At 71.0% G+C, this 18,497-nt stretch carries 14 protein-coding genes; 8 read left to right on the top strand and 6 right to left on the bottom strand.

The features are described from left to right. Positions 1-36: 36 nt before the first annotated feature. Entirely contained in the window at positions 37-1,512 is a 1,476-nt protein-coding gene (locus AB0J71_RS22590) for a GAF domain-containing SpoIIE family protein phosphatase (RefSeq protein WP_352321292.1), read from the bottom strand. A 189-nt stretch (positions 1,513-1,701) separates the two neighbouring features. Here AB0J71_RS22590 and AB0J71_RS22585 point away from each other — a divergent pair, with 189 nt between their 5' ends. Further along, the gene (locus tag AB0J71_RS22585; protein ID WP_352321290.1) at positions 1,702-5,892 is read left to right on the top strand and encodes a HAMP domain-containing protein; all 4,191 of its coding nucleotides are present in this window, start codon (positions 1,702-1,704) and stop codon (positions 5,890-5,892) included. A 3-nt stretch (positions 5,893-5,895) separates the two neighbouring features. Beyond that, positions 5,896-6,525, top strand: coding sequence for a response regulator (locus AB0J71_RS22580; protein WP_352321288.1), 630 nt, complete (start codon positions 5,896-5,898; stop codon positions 6,523-6,525). A 69-nt stretch (positions 6,526-6,594) separates the two neighbouring features. Here the strand turns inward: AB0J71_RS22580 and AB0J71_RS22575 are convergent, their stop codons facing one another. After that, positions 6,595-7,872, bottom strand: a complete 1,278-nt coding sequence (locus tag AB0J71_RS22575; protein ID WP_364415814.1) for an NYN domain-containing protein — start codon at positions 7,870-7,872, stop codon at positions 6,595-6,597. Between the two features lie 186 nt (positions 7,873-8,058). Beyond that, positions 8,059-10,395 carry a sigma-70 family RNA polymerase sigma factor gene (locus AB0J71_RS22570; RefSeq protein WP_352318002.1) on the bottom strand — a complete coding sequence of 779 codons (2,337 nt, stop codon included), beginning with the start codon at positions 10,393-10,395 and terminating at the stop codon, positions 8,059-8,061. A 111-nt stretch (positions 10,396-10,506) separates the two neighbouring features. Here AB0J71_RS22570 and AB0J71_RS22565 point away from each other — a divergent pair, with 111 nt between their 5' ends. Together AB0J71_RS22565 and pyrE are read left to right on the top strand one after the other, a co-directional pair. After that, positions 10,507-11,001: a hypothetical protein gene (locus AB0J71_RS22565; protein ID WP_352318004.1), complete on the top strand. Its 495-nt coding sequence runs from the start codon at positions 10,507-10,509 to the stop codon at positions 10,999-11,001. 10 nt (positions 11,002-11,011) lie between these two features. Further along, positions 11,012-11,545 (top strand): orotate phosphoribosyltransferase, encoded by a 534-nt coding sequence (gene pyrE / locus AB0J71_RS22560; protein WP_352318005.1) that lies wholly within the window; start codon positions 11,012-11,014, stop codon positions 11,543-11,545. A 79-nt stretch (positions 11,546-11,624) separates the two neighbouring features. Here the strand turns inward: pyrE and AB0J71_RS22555 are convergent, their stop codons facing one another. Continuing rightward, the gene (locus AB0J71_RS22555) at positions 11,625-12,335 is read right to left on the bottom strand and encodes a DedA family protein (RefSeq protein ID WP_352318007.1); all 711 of its coding nucleotides are present in this window, start codon (positions 12,333-12,335) and stop codon (positions 11,625-11,627) included. A gap of 126 nt (positions 12,336-12,461) precedes the next feature. Here AB0J71_RS22555 and fbaA point away from each other — a divergent pair, with 126 nt between their 5' ends. The 3 genes from fbaA to AB0J71_RS22540 all read left to right on the top strand — a co-directional run bounded on the left by fbaA (position 12,462) and on the right by AB0J71_RS22540 (position 15,341). Continuing rightward, positions 12,462-13,484 carry a class II fructose-bisphosphate aldolase gene (gene fbaA / locus AB0J71_RS22550; protein ID WP_352318009.1) on the top strand — a complete coding sequence of 341 codons (1,023 nt, stop codon included), beginning with the start codon at positions 12,462-12,464 and terminating at the stop codon, positions 13,482-13,484. A gap of 34 nt (positions 13,485-13,518) precedes the next feature. Further along, a complete protein-coding gene (locus tag AB0J71_RS22545) occupies positions 13,519-13,929 on the top strand; it encodes a DUF3151 domain-containing protein (protein ID WP_352318011.1) in 411 nt (136 codons plus the stop codon). Between the two features lie 128 nt (positions 13,930-14,057). Beyond that, on the top strand, positions 14,058-15,341 hold the full coding sequence (locus AB0J71_RS22540; RefSeq protein WP_352318013.1) for an adenylosuccinate synthase: 1,284 nt from the start codon (positions 14,058-14,060) through the stop codon (positions 15,339-15,341). Positions 15,342-15,400: 59 nt separating this feature from the next. Here AB0J71_RS22540 and AB0J71_RS22535 read toward each other — a convergent pair whose 3' ends face one another. Beyond that, complete coding sequence (locus tag AB0J71_RS22535) at positions 15,401-16,087, bottom strand: GNAT family N-acetyltransferase (protein WP_352318015.1); 687 nt, start codon at positions 16,085-16,087, stop codon at positions 15,401-15,403. A 155-nt stretch (positions 16,088-16,242) separates the two neighbouring features. Here AB0J71_RS22535 and AB0J71_RS22530 point away from each other — a divergent pair, with 155 nt between their 5' ends. Further along, positions 16,243-17,151, top strand: a complete 909-nt coding sequence (locus AB0J71_RS22530) for a glycerophosphodiester phosphodiesterase family protein (protein ID WP_352318017.1) — start codon at positions 16,243-16,245, stop codon at positions 17,149-17,151. 33 nt (positions 17,152-17,184) lie between these two features. On the opposite strand, the gene corA is transcribed toward AB0J71_RS22530, so the two are convergent. Then, positions 17,185-18,201 carry a magnesium/cobalt transporter CorA gene (corA, locus tag AB0J71_RS22525; protein ID WP_352318019.1) on the bottom strand — a complete coding sequence of 339 codons (1,017 nt, stop codon included), beginning with the start codon at positions 18,199-18,201 and terminating at the stop codon, positions 17,185-17,187. Between the last annotated feature and the right edge of the window lie 296 nt (positions 18,202-18,497).

Below are 18,497 nucleotides of genomic sequence, written 5' to 3'. Positions count from 1 at the left end.
CGTGGGAGCGCTCCTGCGGGGGCGTCCCCGGGCGGGTCAGCGCGCGCGCAGGACCACGATGGCCAGGTCGTCGGCGCTCGGCTCGGCGGCGAACTCCGCCGCGCCCCTGCGGATGCGCTCGGCCACCGCCCTGGCCGACAGCCCGGCGCACTCCGCCAGCAGCTTGGCCAGGCCGCCGTCGTCGTCGAGCAGCCGCCCGCCCGAGCGCCGCTCGGTCACGCCGTCGGTCACCGCCAGCAGCACGTCGCCGTGGTCGAGATGGATGGTGTCGGCCTCGAACACGACCTCGTGGAAGACGCCGAGCAGCGACTGGGGCGTGGTCACCGCCTCCACCTTGCCGCTCGGCTTGAGCCGCAGCGCCTCGGGATGGCCGGCGGACACCAGCCGCACCTCCAGACCGGACTCCACGGGCGTGATGTCGCCGTGCAGCAGCGTGAGGAACCTGGCCCGCTCGCCCTCCTCCAGGATCGCCTGGTTGAGCCGGCCGAGCACCGCGGCGACGCCGTAGCCCTCGCGGGCCAGCAGGCGCAGCGTGTGGCGGGCCAGGCCGGTCACCGCGGCGGCCTCGGGCCCGGTGCCGCAGACGTCGCCGATGGCGAAGCGCCAGGAGTCGTCGCCCGCCTTGAACAGGTCGTAGAAGTCGCCGCCGACCTCGTTGGCCTCGCCGGCGGGCTCGTAGATGACGCCGTAGTCGAGGCCGGGCACCTCGGGCTCGTTGGGCGGCAGGAGACTGCGCTGCAGCGCCCGGTTGGCCGCGGCCTGCTGGGCGTAGAGCCGGGCGTTGTCCATGGCCAGCGCGGCGCGCCTGCCGATGTCGTCGGCGAACTGGATGACCTCGTCGGGGAAGCGGTCGGACCGGCCCAGGCACATCATGCCGAGCCCGCGGCCGCGCGCGGTGAGCGGCACGGCCAGCACCTGGGAGTCGTTCAGGTGGATGACGGACGTGGCCCTGGTGTCGGCCGCGCCGACGTCCATGTCCGTGAGCTGCTCGCGCAGGCCGTCGATGCGGGCCTCGTCGGCGTGCCAGAGGTAGACCAGCCGCAGCGGGCCGCCCGAGTTGCCGGCGGTGTAGACCGCGCACCAGCTCGACAGGCGGGGCACGACGATCTGGGCGATGATCGCCGGGACCATGTCGGGGTCGAGGGTGCCGGCCAGCAGGTCGCTGGCGTCGGCCAGGAACCCGAGCCAGTGGGGGCCCCGCGCGCTCTCCTCCGCCCATTCGGCGGCCACCTGGTCCACGGAGCCGGGTAGCGTGAGCCTTGCCCAATGGACACGGGAATCGCCCGCGAAGGTGACTCCCCACTCCTCCACGTTCACGGAAGGAGCCTTCGGGTCACCGTGCGCGGTGATCCGCTGCCGCAGTTCGACCTGGACTGCGTCCCCGTAATGCTTCCAAATCACCTCAAACGGCTCGTCAGAGACCTGCTCCGCCAGATCGCCGGCCACCTGCTCGGCGGTGTGGAGCACGCTGACGGTGGCCCACGCGGTCATCACCTCGCGCGTGAACCTCATCGCAGCCGTCACAGCGGTATCGCCAGGCGCGAAGGTCGCGGCCAGGACCGCGTGGGGAGAAGCAGTCATCCCATCGTGCCTACCACACTTCTCACTGACTTGGGGTAAATCCAAGGGCAGGACTACGAGCTACTCATCGTGACAGACTTGAATCACTCGCCGGGACCCATCGCGAGTGAAGGAGGCCCCATGACCACGGCCAAGGCCGCATCAAGCCCGGAGGAGCGGACCTATACAGAATCGGATCTCGTTCCCGTGCTGGAGACTCTCTTCTCCTGGCGTGACGGCGATTTCCGGCGTCGGGTCCCGCACGCTCCTCCCGGCATCCTCAGCGAAGTGCGCCTGCTGCTGAACGAAGTGGCCGACCGCCGCGAACATCTCGCCAACGAGCTGGCAAGGGTTCGCAAAGAGGTCGTCAAGGAAGGGCGCTTCGGCGAGCGGCTGACGCCCGGCCCGGGCGTCGGGGCGTGGTCCGAGAGCGTCGAGTCGGTCAACATGCTGATCGACGCCCTGGTGAGCCCGGTCAGCGGCGCGGCCGACGTGATCGACGCGGTCGCCAAGGGCGACCTGTCGCGGCGCATCGACCTCGACCGGTCGGCGCGCGGCGAGGTGCGCCGCCTGGGCAAGGCCATCAACGGCATGGTCGACCAGCTCGCCCTGTTCAACTCCGAGGTCACCCGGGTCGCCCGCGAGGCGGGCACCGAGGGCAGGCTGGGCGGCAGCGCCAACCTGCGGGGCATGTCGGGAAGCTGGCGCGACCTCACCGAGGCCGTCAACACGATGTCCTCGCGCGTGGCCGCGCAGGTCCGCGACATCGCCGTGGTCACCACGGCGGTCGCCAAGGGCGACCTCAGCCGCAAGGTCACGGTCGACGCCGTGGGCGAGATGTTCGAGCTGAAGAACACCGTCAACACGATGGTCGACCAGCTCTCGGGCTTCGCCGAGGAGGTCACCCGTGTGGCCCGCGAGGTGGGCACCGAGGGCCAGCTGGGCGGCCAGGCGCAGGTCACCGGCGTGTCGGGCGTCTGGAAGGACCTCACCGACAACGTCAACTTCATGGCCAACAACCTGACCTCGCAGGTGCGCTCGATCGCCACCGTCGCGACGGCGGTCGCCCAGGGCAACCTGTCAAAGAAGATCACCGTTGACGCCGAGGGCGAGATCCTGCAGCTCAAGGACACCCTCAACACGATGGTCGACCAGCTGTCCTCCTTCGCCGACGAGGTCACCCGCGTCGCCCGCGAGGTCGGCACCGAAGGCAAGCTCGGCGGACGCGCCGAGGTGAAGGGCGTGTCGGGCGTCTGGAAGGACCTCACCGACAACGTCAACTCGATGGCCAACAACCTGACCTACCAGGTGCGCAACATCGCCCAGGTGACGACGGCCGTGGCCAACGGCGACCTCACCCGCAAGATCGACGTCGACGCCCAGGGCGAGATCCTCGAACTCAAGTCGACCATGAACACGATGGTCGAGCAGTTGTCCTCGTTCGCCTCCGAGGTCACCCGCGTGGCCCGCGAGGTGGGCACCGAGGGCCAGCTCGGCGGCCAGGCGCAGGTGCGCGGCGTGTCCGGGGTGTGGAAGGACCTCACCGACAACGTCAACTCGATGGCCAACAACCTCACCTCGCAGGTGCGCCAGATCGCGGCCGTCTCGTCCGCGGTGGCGCAGGGCAACCTGTCGAAGAAGATCACCGTTGACGCGCAGGGCGAGATCCTGCAGCTCAAGGACACCCTCAACACGATGGTCGACCAGCTGTCGTCGTTCGCCGACGAGGTCACCCGCGTCGCCCGCGAGGTGGGCACGCAGGGGCAGCTCGGCGGCCAGGCGCGGGTGCAGGGCGTGTCGGGCGTGTGGAAGGACCTCACCGACAACGTCAACTTCATGGCGAACAACCTGACCTATCAGGTGCGCAACATCGCCGAGGTCACCACGGCCGTGGCCAACGGCGACCTGACCCGCAAGATCGACGTCGACGCCCAGGGCGAGATCCTGGCGCTGAAGACCACCATCAACCGGATGGTCGACCAGCTGTCCTCCTTCGCCTCCGAGGTCACCCGCGTGGCCCGCGAGGTGGGCTCGGAGGGCCAGCTCGGCGGCCAGGCCCGGGTCGAGGGCGTCGAGGGCACCTGGAAGCGGCTCACCGAGAGCGTCAACGAGCTGGCCGGGAACCTGACCACGCAGGTGCGCGCCATCGCGACCGTGACCAGCGCCGTGGCCCGGGGCGACCTGACCCGGTCGATCGCCGTCGAGGCGCAGGGCGAGCTGGCGGAGCTGAAGGACAACATCAACTCGATGGTGGCCAACCTGCGCGAGACCACCCAGGCCAACCAGGAGCAGGACTGGCTCAAGTCCAACCTGGCCCGCATCTCCCGGCTCATGCAGGGCCACCGCGACCTGTTCGAGGTGGCCAAGCTGACGATGAGCGAGCTCACCCCGCTGGTCTCGGCCCGCTACGGCGCCTTCTACGGCATCGACCCCGAGGGCGACCACGAGCTGACGCTGATCGGCGGCTACGGCGTGCGTCCCGACCGGGGGCCGCGCCGGCGCTTCGCGATCGGCGAGGGCATCGTCGGCCAGGCGGCGGCCGAGGGCCGGCACATCATCCTCGACGACGTGCCGCCGCAGTTCATCACCATCGACAGCGGGCTCAGCCAGTCCACGCCCGCGCAGATCGTGGTGCTGCCGATCCTGTTCGAGAACCGCGTGCTCGGCGTGCTGGAGCTGGCCTCCTTCACCCCGTTCGGCGAGGTGCACCTCGACTTCCTGACGCAGCTCGTCGAGACCATCGGCGTCACGATGAACACGATCATCGCCAACTCCCGCACCGAAGACCTGCTGACCGAGTCCCAGCGGCTCACCCGTGAGCTGCAGGAGCGCTCCGACGAGCTCCAGCGGCAGCAGGAGGAGCTGCGCAGGTCCAACGCCGAGCTGGAGGACAAGGCGGCGCTGCTGGCCAAGCAGAACCGCGCGATCGAGATCCAGAACTTCCAGATCGAGCAGGCCCGCCGCACCCTGGAGGAGCGCGCCGAGCAGCTCGCGGTCTCCTCGCGGTACAAGTCCGAGTTCCTCGCCAACATGTCCCACGAGCTGCGCACGCCGCTCAACAGCCTGCTGGTGCTGGCCAAGCTGCTGACCGAGAACGCCGAGGGCAACCTGACGTCCCAGCAGGTCGAGTTCGCCCGCACGATCCACAGCGCGGGCTCGGCGCTACTGCAGCTCATCAACGACATGCTCGACCTGTCGAAGGTCGAGGCGGGCCGGATGGACATCCACCCGATCCAGGTGTCGCTGCCCAAGATGGTCGACCTGCTGGAGGCGGCCTTCGCGCCGCTGGCCCAGGACAAGGGCCTGTCGTTCGGCGTCGAGGTGGCCTCCGACGTGCCGAGCGAGCTGCGGGCCGACGAGCAGCGCCTGCAGCAGGTGCTGCGCAACCTGCTGTCCAACGCGGTGAAGTTCACCCCGAAGGGCGAGGTCAAGCTGCGGGTCGCGGCGGCGCCCCGGGACGTCGACTTCGACGACGACACCCTCCACGACGCCACCGACCTGCTGGCCTTCCAGGTGATCGACACCGGCATCGGCATCGCGCCCGACAAGCGCGAGGTCATCTTCGAGGCGTTCAGGCAGGCCGACGGCACCACCAGCCGCAAGTACGGCGGCACCGGCCTCGGCCTGGCCATCTGCCGCGACATCGCCCGGCTGCTCGGCGGCGAGATCCACGTCGAGAGCGAGCTGGGCAGGGGCAGCACGTTCACCCTCTACCTGCCGGCCTCCTACACCGGCCCGCTGGCCGCCACCGACGGCAGCACGGCCCCGCGCCGGCAGCTCATGACCTCGCCCGCCGAGGAGCAGGCCGCCGCCGCGACCCTGCCCGAGCCGCCGCCGCTGGACATGCCGATGCCCGAGCTGGTCGAGCCGCCGGTGGAGACGCCCGCCCAGTGGCAGGGCGACGACCCGCTCAACGGCGCCAAGATCCTCATCGTCGACGACGACATCCGCAACGTGTTCGCCCTCACCAGCGTGCTGGAACGACACGGATCGACGGTCGTCTACGCCGAGAACGGCCGCGAGGGGATCGAGCAGCTCGAACGGAACGAGGACGTCGCGCTCGTGCTGATGGACATCATGATGCCGGAGATGGACGGCTGGGCCACGACCTCGGCCATCCGGCGCATGCCGCAGTTCGCCGACCTGCCGATCATCGCGCTGACCGCTAAGGTCATGCGTGGTGATCGCGAGAAGAGCATCGCCTCGGGCGCGTCCGACTACGTGCCCAAGCCGGTCGACGTCGATCGCCTGCTCGAACGGCTGCGCGGCTGGCTCAGCCGTGGGCGGGGAGCCACGACCGACTCGTCGCCCTCAACCGCTGAAGGGTCGTGATCGATGCCGGACCGTGCAAAGATCCTCCTGGTCGACGACCGCGAGGAGAACCTGATCGCCCTGGAGGCGATCCTCAGCTCGCTCGACCTGGTGCCCGTACGCGCCAGGTCCGGCGAGGAGGCGCTCAAGGCGCTGCTCAACACCGAGTTCGCGCTGATCCTGCTCGACGTCCGCATGCCGGGCATGGACGGCTTCGAGACGGCCGCCCACATCAAGCGGCGGGAGCGGACCAGGAACATCCCGATCATCTTCCTGACCGTGGTCGACAGCGCCCCCGACTACGCCTTCCGCGGATACGCGGCGGGGGCGGTCGACTACCTCACCAAGCCGTTCGACCCTTGGGTGCTGCGGGCGAAGGTGTCGGTGTTCACCGAGCTCTACAACATGAACAAGCGCCTGGCCGAGCAGGCGTCGTTGCTGCGCGAGCGGCTGACCGGCGAGTTGCCGCCCGGAGCGGGTGACCACGCCTCGGTGCTGCCGGAGTTGTCCCGGCGGCTGACGGCGGTGGAGGACGAGCTGGCCCGGGTGCGGGAGCTGGCCCGCAAGTCGCAGGATCCGGCGCTCGCCGTGCCGCTGGCCGACCTGGGCGATCGGCTCGCCCACCTGCGCGCCGGCTTCGACGCGCTCTCCTGACCCCGTGCCGTCCGACGCCCGGGCCGCCGCTCACGGCGCCCGGGCGTCCGGCTTGCTGTGCGGGACGGGTCAGTGGCGGGCGCGTTCGAGGGCGTCCCAGAAGCCGCGGCGCAGGGCGTGGCGGACCTCGTCGTGCAGCAGGAAGTCGATCGGCAGCGAGGAGCCCTGCAGGAGGCGGGCCTCCAGGTCGGAGGGCATGCGGGGCTTGCGGGCCAGCACCGCCTCCAGCCACAGCGCGGGCGCGTCGCGGGCCACGGACTCGCCGAAGTCGTGCCCTTCGCGATGGGCGGCCTTCACGGCGTCGGCCAGCGTGGTGGCCCCGGCGGTGACGGCGGGCGGCGGCGAGACGGGCGCGGCCTGCGGCCCGGTGTACGGCCCGAGCTGCGCCGGCTGGTAGGCGCCCCCCGAGGACGGCGTGGCGAACTGCCCGGTGGTGGGCGAGGCGGACTGCGGCTGCTGCAGCGGCCCGGTGGCCGGCGCGGACGGCGGCACGGAAGGCGGGATCGACGGCGGCTGCTCCTGGTACCCCGAGTACGAGGGCAGCACCGGCGGCGTGGCCGACCGCCCGCCCGAGGACGCCTGCCCGTTGGCGGACGACTGGCCGGAGGAGGGGGCCGCGTGGCTCCCGGAGGGCTGCCCGGCCGCGTGGCTGCCCGCGGACGGCGCGGACGGCGCGGTCGGCGCGGAAGGCGCCGGCGGCAGCGAGGCCGTCGGGGTCACCGGGGGCGCGGCCGGCGGCGCGGGCGGCAGCGAGTGGGCGGCGTGCCCGTTGCTGAGCGGCTGGTGGTGGCCGTTGGAGGACTCGGTGACGCCGCTCACCATCGTGACGTAGGGCCGCAGGTGGGCGTTGCCCAGCTCGACCAGGTCGTCGCACTCCTGCCGCAGCGACCGGGACACGGCCCACCCGCCGTCGGCGGCGATGTGGATGACGGTGACCCTGATGCCGAGGTCTTGTGCGTCGCACACCACCTGGGCGAGATCTTCGTCGCCGCTGACGACGACGGCGTCGCAGATGGCGTTGTTGCGGGCGAGGGTCATGAGGTCGCGGTGGACCTGGGCGTCGACGCCTTCGCGGCGGCCCGGCCGGATGCGCGAGAGCCTGAGCTTGAGGCCCGGGATGTCGGCCAGCGCGTCGTGCTCCGGGGTGCGGCGGCCCTCGATGGTCGCCTCGTACCAGTAGCACCGCAGCAGCGGCAGGCCCGTGCGTTCGCGCGACAGGTTGGTCATCAGCTGGAGCAGCCCGGGATAGTCCCAGGCGACGGCCTCTCGATGGCGAGTGCCGTGCACGGCCATCGCTCCGTCTGCCAGCAGATAGCCGGCGTCCACGAACAGCGCACAGCGATCCACTGACACCGCCCCTTTCCTGGTGGTCCGACCTTGCTGGCTCTGCACCGTCAGAGACCGGACTCGGCGGCCCTCTTTCAGGGTAATGAAAGCAGGTGATCGCGCGAGGGTGAATCCCGACGATTCGACCGCGGGCCGCCGTGCAGCCAGACCATTTAGGCAGACCGTACCAGTTCGTCCTGTTTGCGGTCATGAGCGTGCCCGGACGGTCAGCGCGGCCGCTCCGAAGAGCACGACGTCCTTGTCGGTCACGATCGTCAGCGCCGGATCGCGGCCCAGCTCGGCGTCGACCGTGTCGACGTCGACGCCGAAGGTCATGCCCGTGGCGCCGTTGGCGGAGCCGTCGAAGACGTTGGCGCGCTCGCGGTCGCCGCCCTCCGGGACGATCGCGCCGGTGCCGAGCGAGACCTTGTCGCCCTGGAGGTCGGCGTCGCCCTCCCAGGTGACCAGCTCGGCCCGGGCCGGCGCGGCGGCCCGGCTCAGACCGCCGAGCGGCATGCGCACCTTCCTGGCCGCACCGCCGATCACGGTCGCCGTGTCGAGCACCACGGCCTGGCTGTACGGCTCCCGCGGCCCGGCCACGACCACCACCAGGCTCCACCCGGCATGGCTGGAGGCCCCCTCCGCCATCGGCGCGTCGGCCGCCCACCACAGACCGCCCGGCCGTGCCTGCCCGGCCAGCGCGGTGACGTCGGCGAACGCCTGGTAGGCCGGGCCGAGCGGCATGTCGAGCGCCGTGACGTGGTCGGGACGGACCGACACGTACGTGCGCCGGCCCGGCGCCCTGACCTTGACCGGCCCCGCCGCCGCGCCGCTCGCCGACCAGTAGAGGCCGGCCCACACGACCCGGCCGTCCTTGGGCAGGGTGAGCCGGGCCGCGCTGGAGGCGCTGGTGGCCGGGCTGGAGTCCTGGTCGAGCGGGGTCATCGGCCACAGGTCGTTGTCGCGCTGGTCGCCCTGGCGGCGCCTGGCCTCGGGACAACCGTCGTGCTCCTCGGGACAGCTCAGCAACGTGTTGCCGATCGCCCGGACGGCCACCCTGCCCTCGGTGGCGAACCGGGCCGACGCCCCCACCGTGCGCACGCCCTGCGCGGCCCGCGCGTTGACGTGGAGGTCGTCGGCGTCGACGCGCACGGCGGGCCCGGCGCCCTCGGGGGCCAGCTCCGACACCTGCACGCGCAGGAACACCGCCGTGCCCTGCCCGGCGGCCAGCGGCTGCCTGGCGCACCGGGCGCCCTGGCCGGCCTGCCGGCAGGACCAGCCGTCGACCGTGCCCACGGGTTCGAGCAGCGCCACGCCGTGCCCGCGCCTGGCCGGGGGCAGGAGCGTCACGCCGGGCGGCAGCTCGACGGTCGCGGCCAGCTCGCCGCTCGGGCCGTCGCCGTCGTTGCGCAGGCGCATGCCGACGATGCCGGGCTGGGCGCGTACGAGGGCGCCGAGCGCGCCGATCGTGGCCCGCAGCCGCGCCCTGCCCCGCGGCTCCTTCCGCGGCGGCGGGACGCGCGCCGGCGGCTCGCTCGCCACGGGCAGCGGCACCGGCCGCACCGACGCAGAGGGCTGGGCCAGCGGCGTGGGCGTGGCCGCCGGCCGCTCGGCCACCGGCGACTCCCCGGACACCAGCACGAACGCCGCCACCGCCGCGGCCGCGACCGCGACGCCGCCCGCCGCCACGACCTGCTGCCGCGAGGGCGCCCGCCGCAACCAGCCGAACAGCCGCAGCAGCCAGCCGGCTCCGCCGCCGGCCGCGCCCGCCTTGGCCAGCGCCGCGGCGTAGCCGCCGAACACCGGGCCGGCGATCAGCGGGCCGACGATGACGCGCAGGCCGCGGTTGACGTCGGTCAGTTCGAGCAGGACGCCGTGGCACTCCTCGCACTCGTTGACGTGCTCGTCGACCGCGCGCGAGTCACGCCTGGCCAGGCCGCCCCTGACGTAGGCGCCCATCTTGCCGAGCACCGGACGGCACTCGTGCTGCGGCGCCGCGCGCAGGTGCATCTGCAGGTACGCCTGCCGCAGCCCCTCGCGCGCCCGGTAGGCCAGCGCCGCCACCCCGTTGGCCGACAGCCCGAGCAGCGGCGCGACCTCGGCGGGCTTGCACTTCTCCACCTCGGTGTGCCAGAGCACCGCCCGCCACCGCTCGGGCAGCGACAGGAACGCGCGCGAGATCATCGACCGCTCCAGGCCGACGAGCGCGGGATCGACGAAGGGCACGCCCGCGTCGTAGCGCTCGATCTCGCCCGTGGTCACCTGGCGGCTCTCGACCCGGCCGCGGTCGTAGACGGTGCGGCGCACGACGGTCAGCAGGTAGGTGCGGAACCCCGACTCGGGCCCGCCGCCCCTGCCCACCAGGTCGAGGATCTTCGTGAACGACTCGGCCACGACGTCCTCGGCCTCGGACTCGCCCCTGACGAGCTGCCTGGCCAGCGCACGGGCCGCGGCCACGTGACGCTCGTAGAGCCGTCCGTACGCGGTCGCGTCGCCGGCCCGGACCTCCTTCAGCAGGTCCGCATCGCTTCGCGGCGATTCCACACTCATTGTGACCTCACGATTACAGCGGGTTGCCCCGCGCAATCATTCCGCATTCTGCGTCATGACTAAACCGAAGCGCCGTCTTTACCTCCGAGGACCACGGGAGGACGCATGGACGAGGACGTCACCGATCGGGGCGAGCCGACGTTCCCGCTGGTACGGGCGTACGCGGCCGGGTGGGCCGAGCAGAGCTTCGCGCCCATGAACGACCTGCAGTGCGAGGACCCGCTGACCGGGCTGGCCACGGTGGCCTACCTGCGTACCAGGGTGGGCGAGCTCTACCGGGGGGCGGTCGCGGGCGGGCACCTGCTGGTGGTGGCCGAGCCGTACGGGCGGATCGCGGAACTGGCCGAGCGGCTGGCGGCGGCGCTCAACCTGGCCACGGCGCTGCGCAGGGCCTTCACCGGCGACGAGACGCTGGCGCTGCTCGCGCCCACCCGCGTCGGCGCGGTGACCAGGGAGGACGATCGGCTGGCCGAGAAGGTCGCCGAGCTGCGGGCCACGGAGATCCTGTACGGCCGCCACCCTCGTGTCCGGGTGCGCCGGCTCCCCCGCGCGCACGCGCAGGCCCTGGCTCTCATCAGGACGCTGAGCCTGGGACCCTAAGCTTGGGCGCATGACAGACCGCGACAACCTGCTGGCCGAGATCAAGCGCAAGGCCGTCGTCCACGGCAAGGTCACGCTCTCCTCGGGCAAGGAGGCAGACTTCTACCTCGACCTGCGGCGGATCACGCTCGACGGGGTGGCCGCGCCGCTCGTCGGCAAGGTGATGCTCGACCTGACCGACGATCTCGACTTCGACGCCGTCGGCGGGCTCACGATGGGGGCCGACCCGGTGGCCTGCGCGATGCTGCACGCGGCGGCGGCGCGCGGGCGCACGCTCGACGCGTTCGTGGTGCGCAAGGCGCAGAAGTCGCACGGCATGCAGCGCCGGATCGAGGGCCCCGAGGTGAAGGGCCGCCGGGTGCTGGCCGTGGAGGACACCTCGACGACCGGCGGCTCGCCGCTGACCGCCGTGGAGGCGCTGCGGGAGGCGGGCGCCGAGGTGGTGGCCGTGGCCACGATCGTCGACCGGGGCGCGGCGGCGCGGATGGCGGAGGAGGGGCTCGACTACCGCACCGCCTTCACCCTCCAGGACCTCGGACTCTGAAGACCTCCCTCGCGCCCTGCGCACCAGGGCGCGCCTGCACCCGGCAGTGACTCCGGGCCCCCAGCGCCGGCGCCGGACGCTAGTGCTGGGGGTCGGTGCTGGAGGGCACGCGGTGGTGCTTGCCGTTGGGCAGCGGCAGCCGCTTGCGCTCGCGGCGCTTCTTGACGACCTCGACGATGATCGGGATCAGCGAGATGAAGACGATGATGAACACGCCCGGCAGGATGTACTTGTCGATCTGCTTGGGATCGACCTTGCTGCCGAGGAAGTAGCCGAGCAGCACCAGGCCCTCGACCCAGACCACGCCGCCGATGACGTTCCACACGAAGAAGCGCCTGGCGGGCATCTCCAGGACGCCCGCCACCGGGTTCATGAACGTGCGGACGATCGGCACGAACCGCGCCAGCACGACCGCCCGCGCCGGGCCGAACTTCTGGAAGAACTCCTCGGCGCGGATCACGTGTTCGCGTTTGAACAGCCGCGAGTCGGGCCGGTCGAACATCTTCCTGCCGAACCTGGCCCCCAGGAAGTGGCCGAGCTGGGCGCCCGCGATGGCACACAGCGGTGTGCCGATCACCAGGACGGGGAAGGAGATCGGCGGCGCCTCGCCCACGACCAGCGACGCGGAACTGAAGATCCCCGCCGCCACCAGCAGCGAGTCGCCCGGCAGGAAGAAGCCGAGCAGCAGACCCGTCTCGGCGAAGATGATCGCCAGGACGCCGATGGTGGCGAAGGCGCCGAGGATGGTGAGCCACCACGTCGGGTCGAGGAGATTCCAGAGCCAGTCCACCCCGTGAGCCTACCTGGAGCCGAGCGAATCGGATGTGGCCATCCGGCTCGCGTTGTCACTACCAGTTGTGGTTGGGAGCCGGGATACTGGGCAGGCGCGAAGCCGTACTTCTCAGGGAGATGACTCATGCCCATCGCGACTCCAGAGGTCTACGCCGAGATGCTCGACCGTGCCAAGGCGGGCGGGTTCGCCTATCCGGCGATCAACGTGACCTCTTCTCAGACCTTGAACGCCGCGCTGCGCGGGTTCGCCGAGGCCGAGAGCGACGGCATCGTGCAGGTGTCCACCGGCGGCGCGGAGTTCCTCTCCGGCACGACGGTCAAGGACATGGTGACGGGCGCGACCGCGCTGGCCGAGTACGCCCGGGTGGTGGCCGCCAAGTACCCGGTCACGGTGGCGCTGCACACCGACCACTGCCCGAAGGACAAGCTCGACGGCTACATGCGGCCGCTGATCGACATCTCGCTGGAGCGGGTGTCCAAGGGCCTCGACCCGCTCTTCCAGTCGCACATGTGGGACGGCTCGGCCGTGCCGCTGGAGGAGAACCTGGAGATCGCCAAGGAACTCCTGGACAAGTGCGCCCGCGCCCGGATCATCATGGAGATGGAGATCGGCGTCGTCGGCGGCGAGGAGGACGGCGTCGTCGGCGAGATCAACGAGAAGCTCTACACCACCGCCGAGGACGCGCTGGCCACGGCCGAGGCCGTCGGCGTCGGCGACCGGGGCCGCTACATGCTGGCCGCCACGTTCGGCAACGTGCACGGCGTCTACAAGCCGGGCCACGTGAAGCTGCGGCCGAGCGTGCTGAAGGAGATCCAGGAGGCGGTCGGCGCCAAGTACGGCAAGGACAAGCCGTTCGACCTGGTCTTCCACGGCGGCTCCGGCTCGCTGCTGGAGGAGATCCACGAGGCCATCTCCTACGGCGTGGTGAAGATGAACGTCGACACCGACACCCAGTACGCCTTCACCAGGCCGATCGCCGACCACATGTTCCGCAACTACGACGGCGTGCTGAAGGTCGACGGCGAGGTCGGCAACAAGAAGGCCTACGACCCACGCGCCTACGGCAAGAGCGCCGAGACCGGCATGGCGGCCCGCGTGGCGGAGGCCTGCCACAACCTCAAGAGCAGTGGGACGAAGATCTCCTAGCCACTTGGGCGGCACGGCGGGTATGACTTGTCCTATGGATAACCTTCTCGCCGGGCCGCCCCCGACTCACCTGCCGGACCTGCCCGAGGCCAGGGAGGCGCTGGAATCCGGGGCCAAGGCCGCCGACGTGGCCGCCCGCTTCCCCGCCCACCCGGCGGCCTGGGCCGCGCTCGCGGAGGAGTACTTCGCGCAGGGCCATGCCGTCACCTCCTACGCCTTCGCCCGCACGGGCTACCACCGCGGCCTCGACCAGCTGCGCAGGAACGGCTGGAAGGGCCACGGTCCCATCCCTTGGGAGCACGAGCCCAACCGCGGCTTCCTGCGCTGCCTGCACGCCCTGTCCAGGGCGGCGCAGTCCATCGGCGAGAAGGACGAGGCCGAGCGTTGCCTGCAGTTCCTCAAGGACAGCAGCGAGACCGGATATGAGGCGCTGACCAAGGGTTAGCGGCGCGTTGGGCCCGCATTGGACCCACGCGCCTTGGGACGAATGGGCAGACTCGGGTAGTCTCTCTACGCAAGAGCCCCTGTCGCACTTGCGCCAGGGGTTTCGTTTTGTGCTCGGGAGACTGAACAATGCCGGCTGCCGTTCTCGTTGGGGCCCAGTGGGGCGATGAGGGCAAGGGCAAGGCCACCGACCTGCTCGGTGGCGACGTCGACTACGTCGTCCGTTATCAGGGTGGCAACAACGCGGGACACACCGTCGTCATCGGTGACCAGAAATACGCTCTGCATCTTCTGCCGACGGGGATCCTGTCGCCGGACGTCGTACCGGTAATCGGCAACGGTGTGGTGATCGACCCGGGGGTGCTGCTGAGCGAGATCGACGGGCTGGCCGAGCGGGGCATCTCCGCCGAACGCCTGCTGATCTCCTCCAACGCGCACCTGATCATGCCGCACCACAAGGCGCTGGACAAGGTCACCGAGCGCTATCTCGGCAAGGCCAAGATCGGCACCACCGGACGCGGCATCGGCCCGGCGTACGGCGACAAGATCGCCCGGATGGGCGTGCGGGTCCAGGACCTGCTCGACCCGGGCATCCTGGCCAAGAAGATCGAGGTCGCCCTGACCGAGAAGAACCAGGTGCTGACCAAGGTCTACAACCGGCGCGGCATCGACCCGGCCGCCGTGCTGGAGGAGTACCTGGCCTACGCCGAACGGCTCAAGCCGCACATCGCCGACACCTCGCTGGTGCTCTCCAAGGCGCTGGACGAGGGCAAGTTCGTGCTGCTGGAGGGCGGTCAGGGCACGCTGCTGGACATCGACCACGGCACGTACCCGTTCGTCACCTCCTCCTCGCCGACGTCCGGGGGCGCGTGCGCCGGGGCGGGCATCCCGCCGAACCGGCTCACGAAGATCATCGGGATTCTGAAGGCGTACACGACCCGCGTGGGCTCGGGGCCGTTCCCGACCGAGCTGACCGACGAGACGGGCGAGTGGCTGCGCAGGACCGGCGGCGAGTACGGCGTCACCACCGGCCGCGACCGTCGCTGCGGCTGGTTCGACGCGGTGATCGCCCGCTACGCCACCCGGATCAACGGCATCACCGACTACTTCCTCACCAAGCTCGACATCCTGTCGGGGCTGGAGCGCATCCCGGTGTGCGTGGCCTACGAGGTCGACGGCGTGCGGTTCGACGAGATCCCGATGACCCAGACCGACTTCCACCACGCGGTCCCGGTCTACGAGGAGCTGCCGGGCTGGAAGGAGGACATCTCCAACGCCAAGTCGTTCGACGACCTGCCGCCGAACGCGCAGTCGTACGTGCGCGCCCTGGAGGAGATGAGCGGGGCGCCCATCTCGGCGATCGGCGTCGGCCCCGGCCGCGACCAGACCGTCGTGGTGCGGTCGCTGGTCTGACCGGCACGTGAGAAGGGGCCCGGCGCGGGAACGCGCCGGGCCCCTCGCGTGTCTCCGGACTACGGCCGGCCGGCGGGCTGCTCGTCCGCCGGGCCTCCGGCGGTGAGGACGGCGGCGGTCATCGGGGTGTGCAGGGTCCAGCCCAGGGTCTCGTACAGGGCCTGCCCCGCTTCGGTGGCGACCAGGATGCCCGTGCGGGCGCCCCGGGAGACGGCGGCGGCGGCGAGCGCGGCCATGACGACCGTCCCGAGGCCGCGCCGGCGGTGTTCGGCGGCCGTCTCCACCTGGTCGATCACGGCGGCCCGGTCCGCGACGGCGAACTGGCCGCGCGCCGCGACCTCGCCCGCGGCCGTGAGCAGCCGCGCCACGGTCACCCCCGCCCTGGTGGTGATCGCCAGGGTGTAGCCCGCGGGGGCCTTCGGGGTGGTGCGGGTCAGGGACGCGGTGGTCATCATGTACTCCTGCTCCTGCACGGACCACCGCGGAGGCAGGGAGGGGGCGACCGCCTCGGCGGGGGCGCAGAGCTTGAGCCAGGTGCCGGGGACGGTGAGGGTGCCGGTCAGGTGGTCCAGGATCTCCGCGGTCGGGGCGGGGACGACGTGCCGCGTCACGTGGCCGGGGAGGCCGACGTCCACTCTGAGGCCCCACGGTTCGGGCACGGGCCGCGGGGCGTTGCGGGAGATCACCCAGCCGTCCACCCATGCCCGGACTGTTGCGGAATGGGCATGTTTGAGAACCTCCGTCATGAGCTCCAGCTTATTGCAAGGTAGTTGCATTTATCGTGCAATAGGCGGGCGGAGAGTTCTCTTGGCACCTTCACCGGCGACCGGGGCGTAGCAGGATAAAAAGGACACGGCGTGGCACTGCCTCAGCGGGCCTCGCGGCGGGTAGTGTCCCCGGTGTGCGCGTTGAGATTCATGGTCACCGAGGAGCTCGGGGCCTGTGGCCGGAGAACACCCTGCCAGGGCTGAGCCACACGATGGAGCTGGGCGTTCACGCGCTCGAGTTCGACGTCGCCCTCACCGCCGATCGCCGCCTCGTGCTCACGCACGACCTGACGGTCTCGGCCGTCACCAGTGCCGACCGCCGGCCGCTGCGGCCGGGCGATCCGCTCTTCCCGTACGTGGGCAAGCCGATCAACGCGCTCAGCCTCGCCCAGCTGCGCACGCTCGACGTGGGCGTACGCCTGCCGCGCCACCTCGACGACCCGTTCGCGCTCACCCAGGTCGCCATGCCGGAGACCAGGATGCCGACGCTCGGCGCGGTGCTCGGGCTGGTCAACGCCTACGAGGCCGAGCACGTACGGCTGCACGTCGAGCTGAAGTCCGACCCGACCAGGCCGGAGCTGACGGCCGACCCGGAGATGTTCACCGAGCTGGTGGTCGAGGAGCTCGACCGGCACGGCAGGCTGGGCAACGCCGCCCTCCTCAGCTTCGACTGGCGCGTCATCGGGCACGCGGCCCGGCTGGCCCCGGCGGCCAGGCGGTTCGCGCTGATCGAGCTCGACACGCTCCACTGGCACGAGGGCGGGCTGGGCGACGACATCCCGGCCGCCGCCCGTGAGGCCGGGGCCACCACGCTCTCGCCCGAGCACGTGATGGTCGACGAGAAGCTGATGGCCCAGGCGGCCGCGGCGGGCCTCGACGTGGCGGTCTGGACGGTCAACGACCAGGCCCTGGCCGCTCGCATGATCGACCTCGGCGTGGCCGGGATCGTGACCGACTACCCCGACCGCATGCGGGAGCTGTGGCGCGAGCGCGGCCTCGATCTGCCGGAGGGCGTCCGGCCGCTCAAGCCCGTGAGCGTCTGAGCGCCGCGAGCCCCGAGCGTCCGGACGCGTCGTTCAGAGCCAGCCGTTGCGGCGGAAGCCGCGGTGCAGCAGCACGCAGGCCGTGATCATCACAGCCAGCACCGCCGGATAGCCCCAGACCTGCTTGGTCTCGGGCATGAAGTCGAAGTTCATGCCGTAGATGCCGGCGATCATCGTCGGCACGGCCAGGATGGCGACCCACGAAGAGATCTTGCGCATGTCCTCGTTGGCCAGGGCGTTCGAGCGGGCCAGGGCGGCCTGCAGGATCGAGCTGCACAGTTCGTTGGAGGACTCGACCTGCTCGCACACGCGGGACAGGTGGTCGCCGACGTCGCGGAAGTACTCGCGCATCTCCGAGGGGATCACGCGGCGCTGCGGCAGCGCCGACAGCGGCGACTGCAGCGGGGTCACGGCCCGCTTCATCTCCAGCATCTCCCGCTTGAGCTGGTAGATCCGGTTGATGTCGCGGGAGCTGACGTCGGCGAAGACGGTCGCCTCGACCTCTTCGAGCTCCAGCTGCATCAGGTCGGCCACCTGGAGGTACTGGTCGACGACGTGGTCGGCGATGGCGTGCAGCACGCCGGCCGGGCCGCGGTTCATCAGCTTGGGCTTGTCCTCAAGGCGCTCGCGGACGAGGGTGAGCGGGCAGTGCTCGCCGTGGCGCACGGTGACCACGAAGTCGACGCCGAGGAAGACCATGATCTCGCCGGTGGCGATGATCTCGCTGTTGGCCGTCAGCTCGTCGTGGTCGAGGTAGGCGACCGTCTTCAGCACCATGAACAGCGACTCGCCGTAGCGCTCGACCTTGGGACGCTGGTGGGCCTTGACCGCGTCCTCGACGGCCAGCGGGTGCAGGCCGAAGACCTCGGACAACCACTCCACCTCGGGCGCCTCGGGCTCGTGCAGCCCGACCCAGACGAACGCGTTCGCGCCGTCGGAGCTCTTGTTGTGCTCGCGGACGAGTTCGAGGGACTCGACGATGCCCGGGGCGCAGACCTTCTTGCCCTGGATGTAGGCACCGAATTCGACGATGGAGTCGACAGGGGGCACGCAGACCTCACGCACCGGCTTGGTGAGCGGGCGTGCGGCATGCGGCTGAACAGGGTGACGGTTGATGCGACGGAAAAGCGTGGACGAGCGCATGGCAGTCCCTTTCCGCCCGACCTGGCACGCTCCACGCGCGATGAAAAGTCACCTCAATCGACACAAATGCGTGGAGGCACGATCAGGCTGCCGGATTGGAGTGGTCGGGGGTAACTGGGGCGTACGTGGGAGAGCACGTACTGCTGGGATCACCAGGTTTCATCCCGGACCACCTCCAATCACAAGAGACGCCGCAAAGCCGC

It is taken from the genome of Nonomuraea sp. NPDC049637 (assembly GCF_040675235.1).
Classification (GTDB): Bacteria; Actinomycetota; Actinomycetes; order Streptosporangiales; family Streptosporangiaceae; genus Nonomuraea.
The sequence above is the reverse complement of the archived record's forward strand: the minus strand, read 5'-3'. Positions and strand labels throughout refer to the sequence as shown.

Bases quoted from the DNA above. Each gene is read 5' to 3' on its own strand.
- AB0J71_RS22590 (WP_352321292.1), bottom strand. From the start codon at position 1,512: ATGAGGTTCACGCGCGAGGTGATGACCGCGTGGGCCACCGTCAGCGTG.
- AB0J71_RS22585 (WP_352321290.1), top strand. From the start codon at position 1,702: ATGACCACGGCCAAGGCCGCATCAAGCCCGGAGGAGCGGACCTATACA.
- AB0J71_RS22580 (WP_352321288.1), top strand. From the start codon at position 5,896: ATGCCGGACCGTGCAAAGATCCTCCTGGTCGACGACCGCGAGGAGAAC.
- AB0J71_RS22565 (WP_352318004.1), top strand. From the start codon at position 10,507: ATGGACGAGGACGTCACCGATCGGGGCGAGCCGACGTTCCCGCTGGTA.
- pyrE (WP_352318005.1), top strand. From the start codon at position 11,012: ATGACAGACCGCGACAACCTGCTGGCCGAGATCAAGCGCAAGGCCGTC.
- fbaA (WP_352318009.1), top strand. From the start codon at position 12,462: ATGCCCATCGCGACTCCAGAGGTCTACGCCGAGATGCTCGACCGTGCC.
- AB0J71_RS22545 (WP_352318011.1), top strand. From the start codon at position 13,519: ATGGATAACCTTCTCGCCGGGCCGCCCCCGACTCACCTGCCGGACCTG.
- AB0J71_RS22540 (WP_352318013.1), top strand. From the start codon at position 14,058: ATGCCGGCTGCCGTTCTCGTTGGGGCCCAGTGGGGCGATGAGGGCAAG.
- AB0J71_RS22535 (WP_352318015.1), bottom strand. From the start codon at position 16,087: ATGACGGAGGTTCTCAAACATGCCCATTCCGCAACAGTCCGGGCATGG.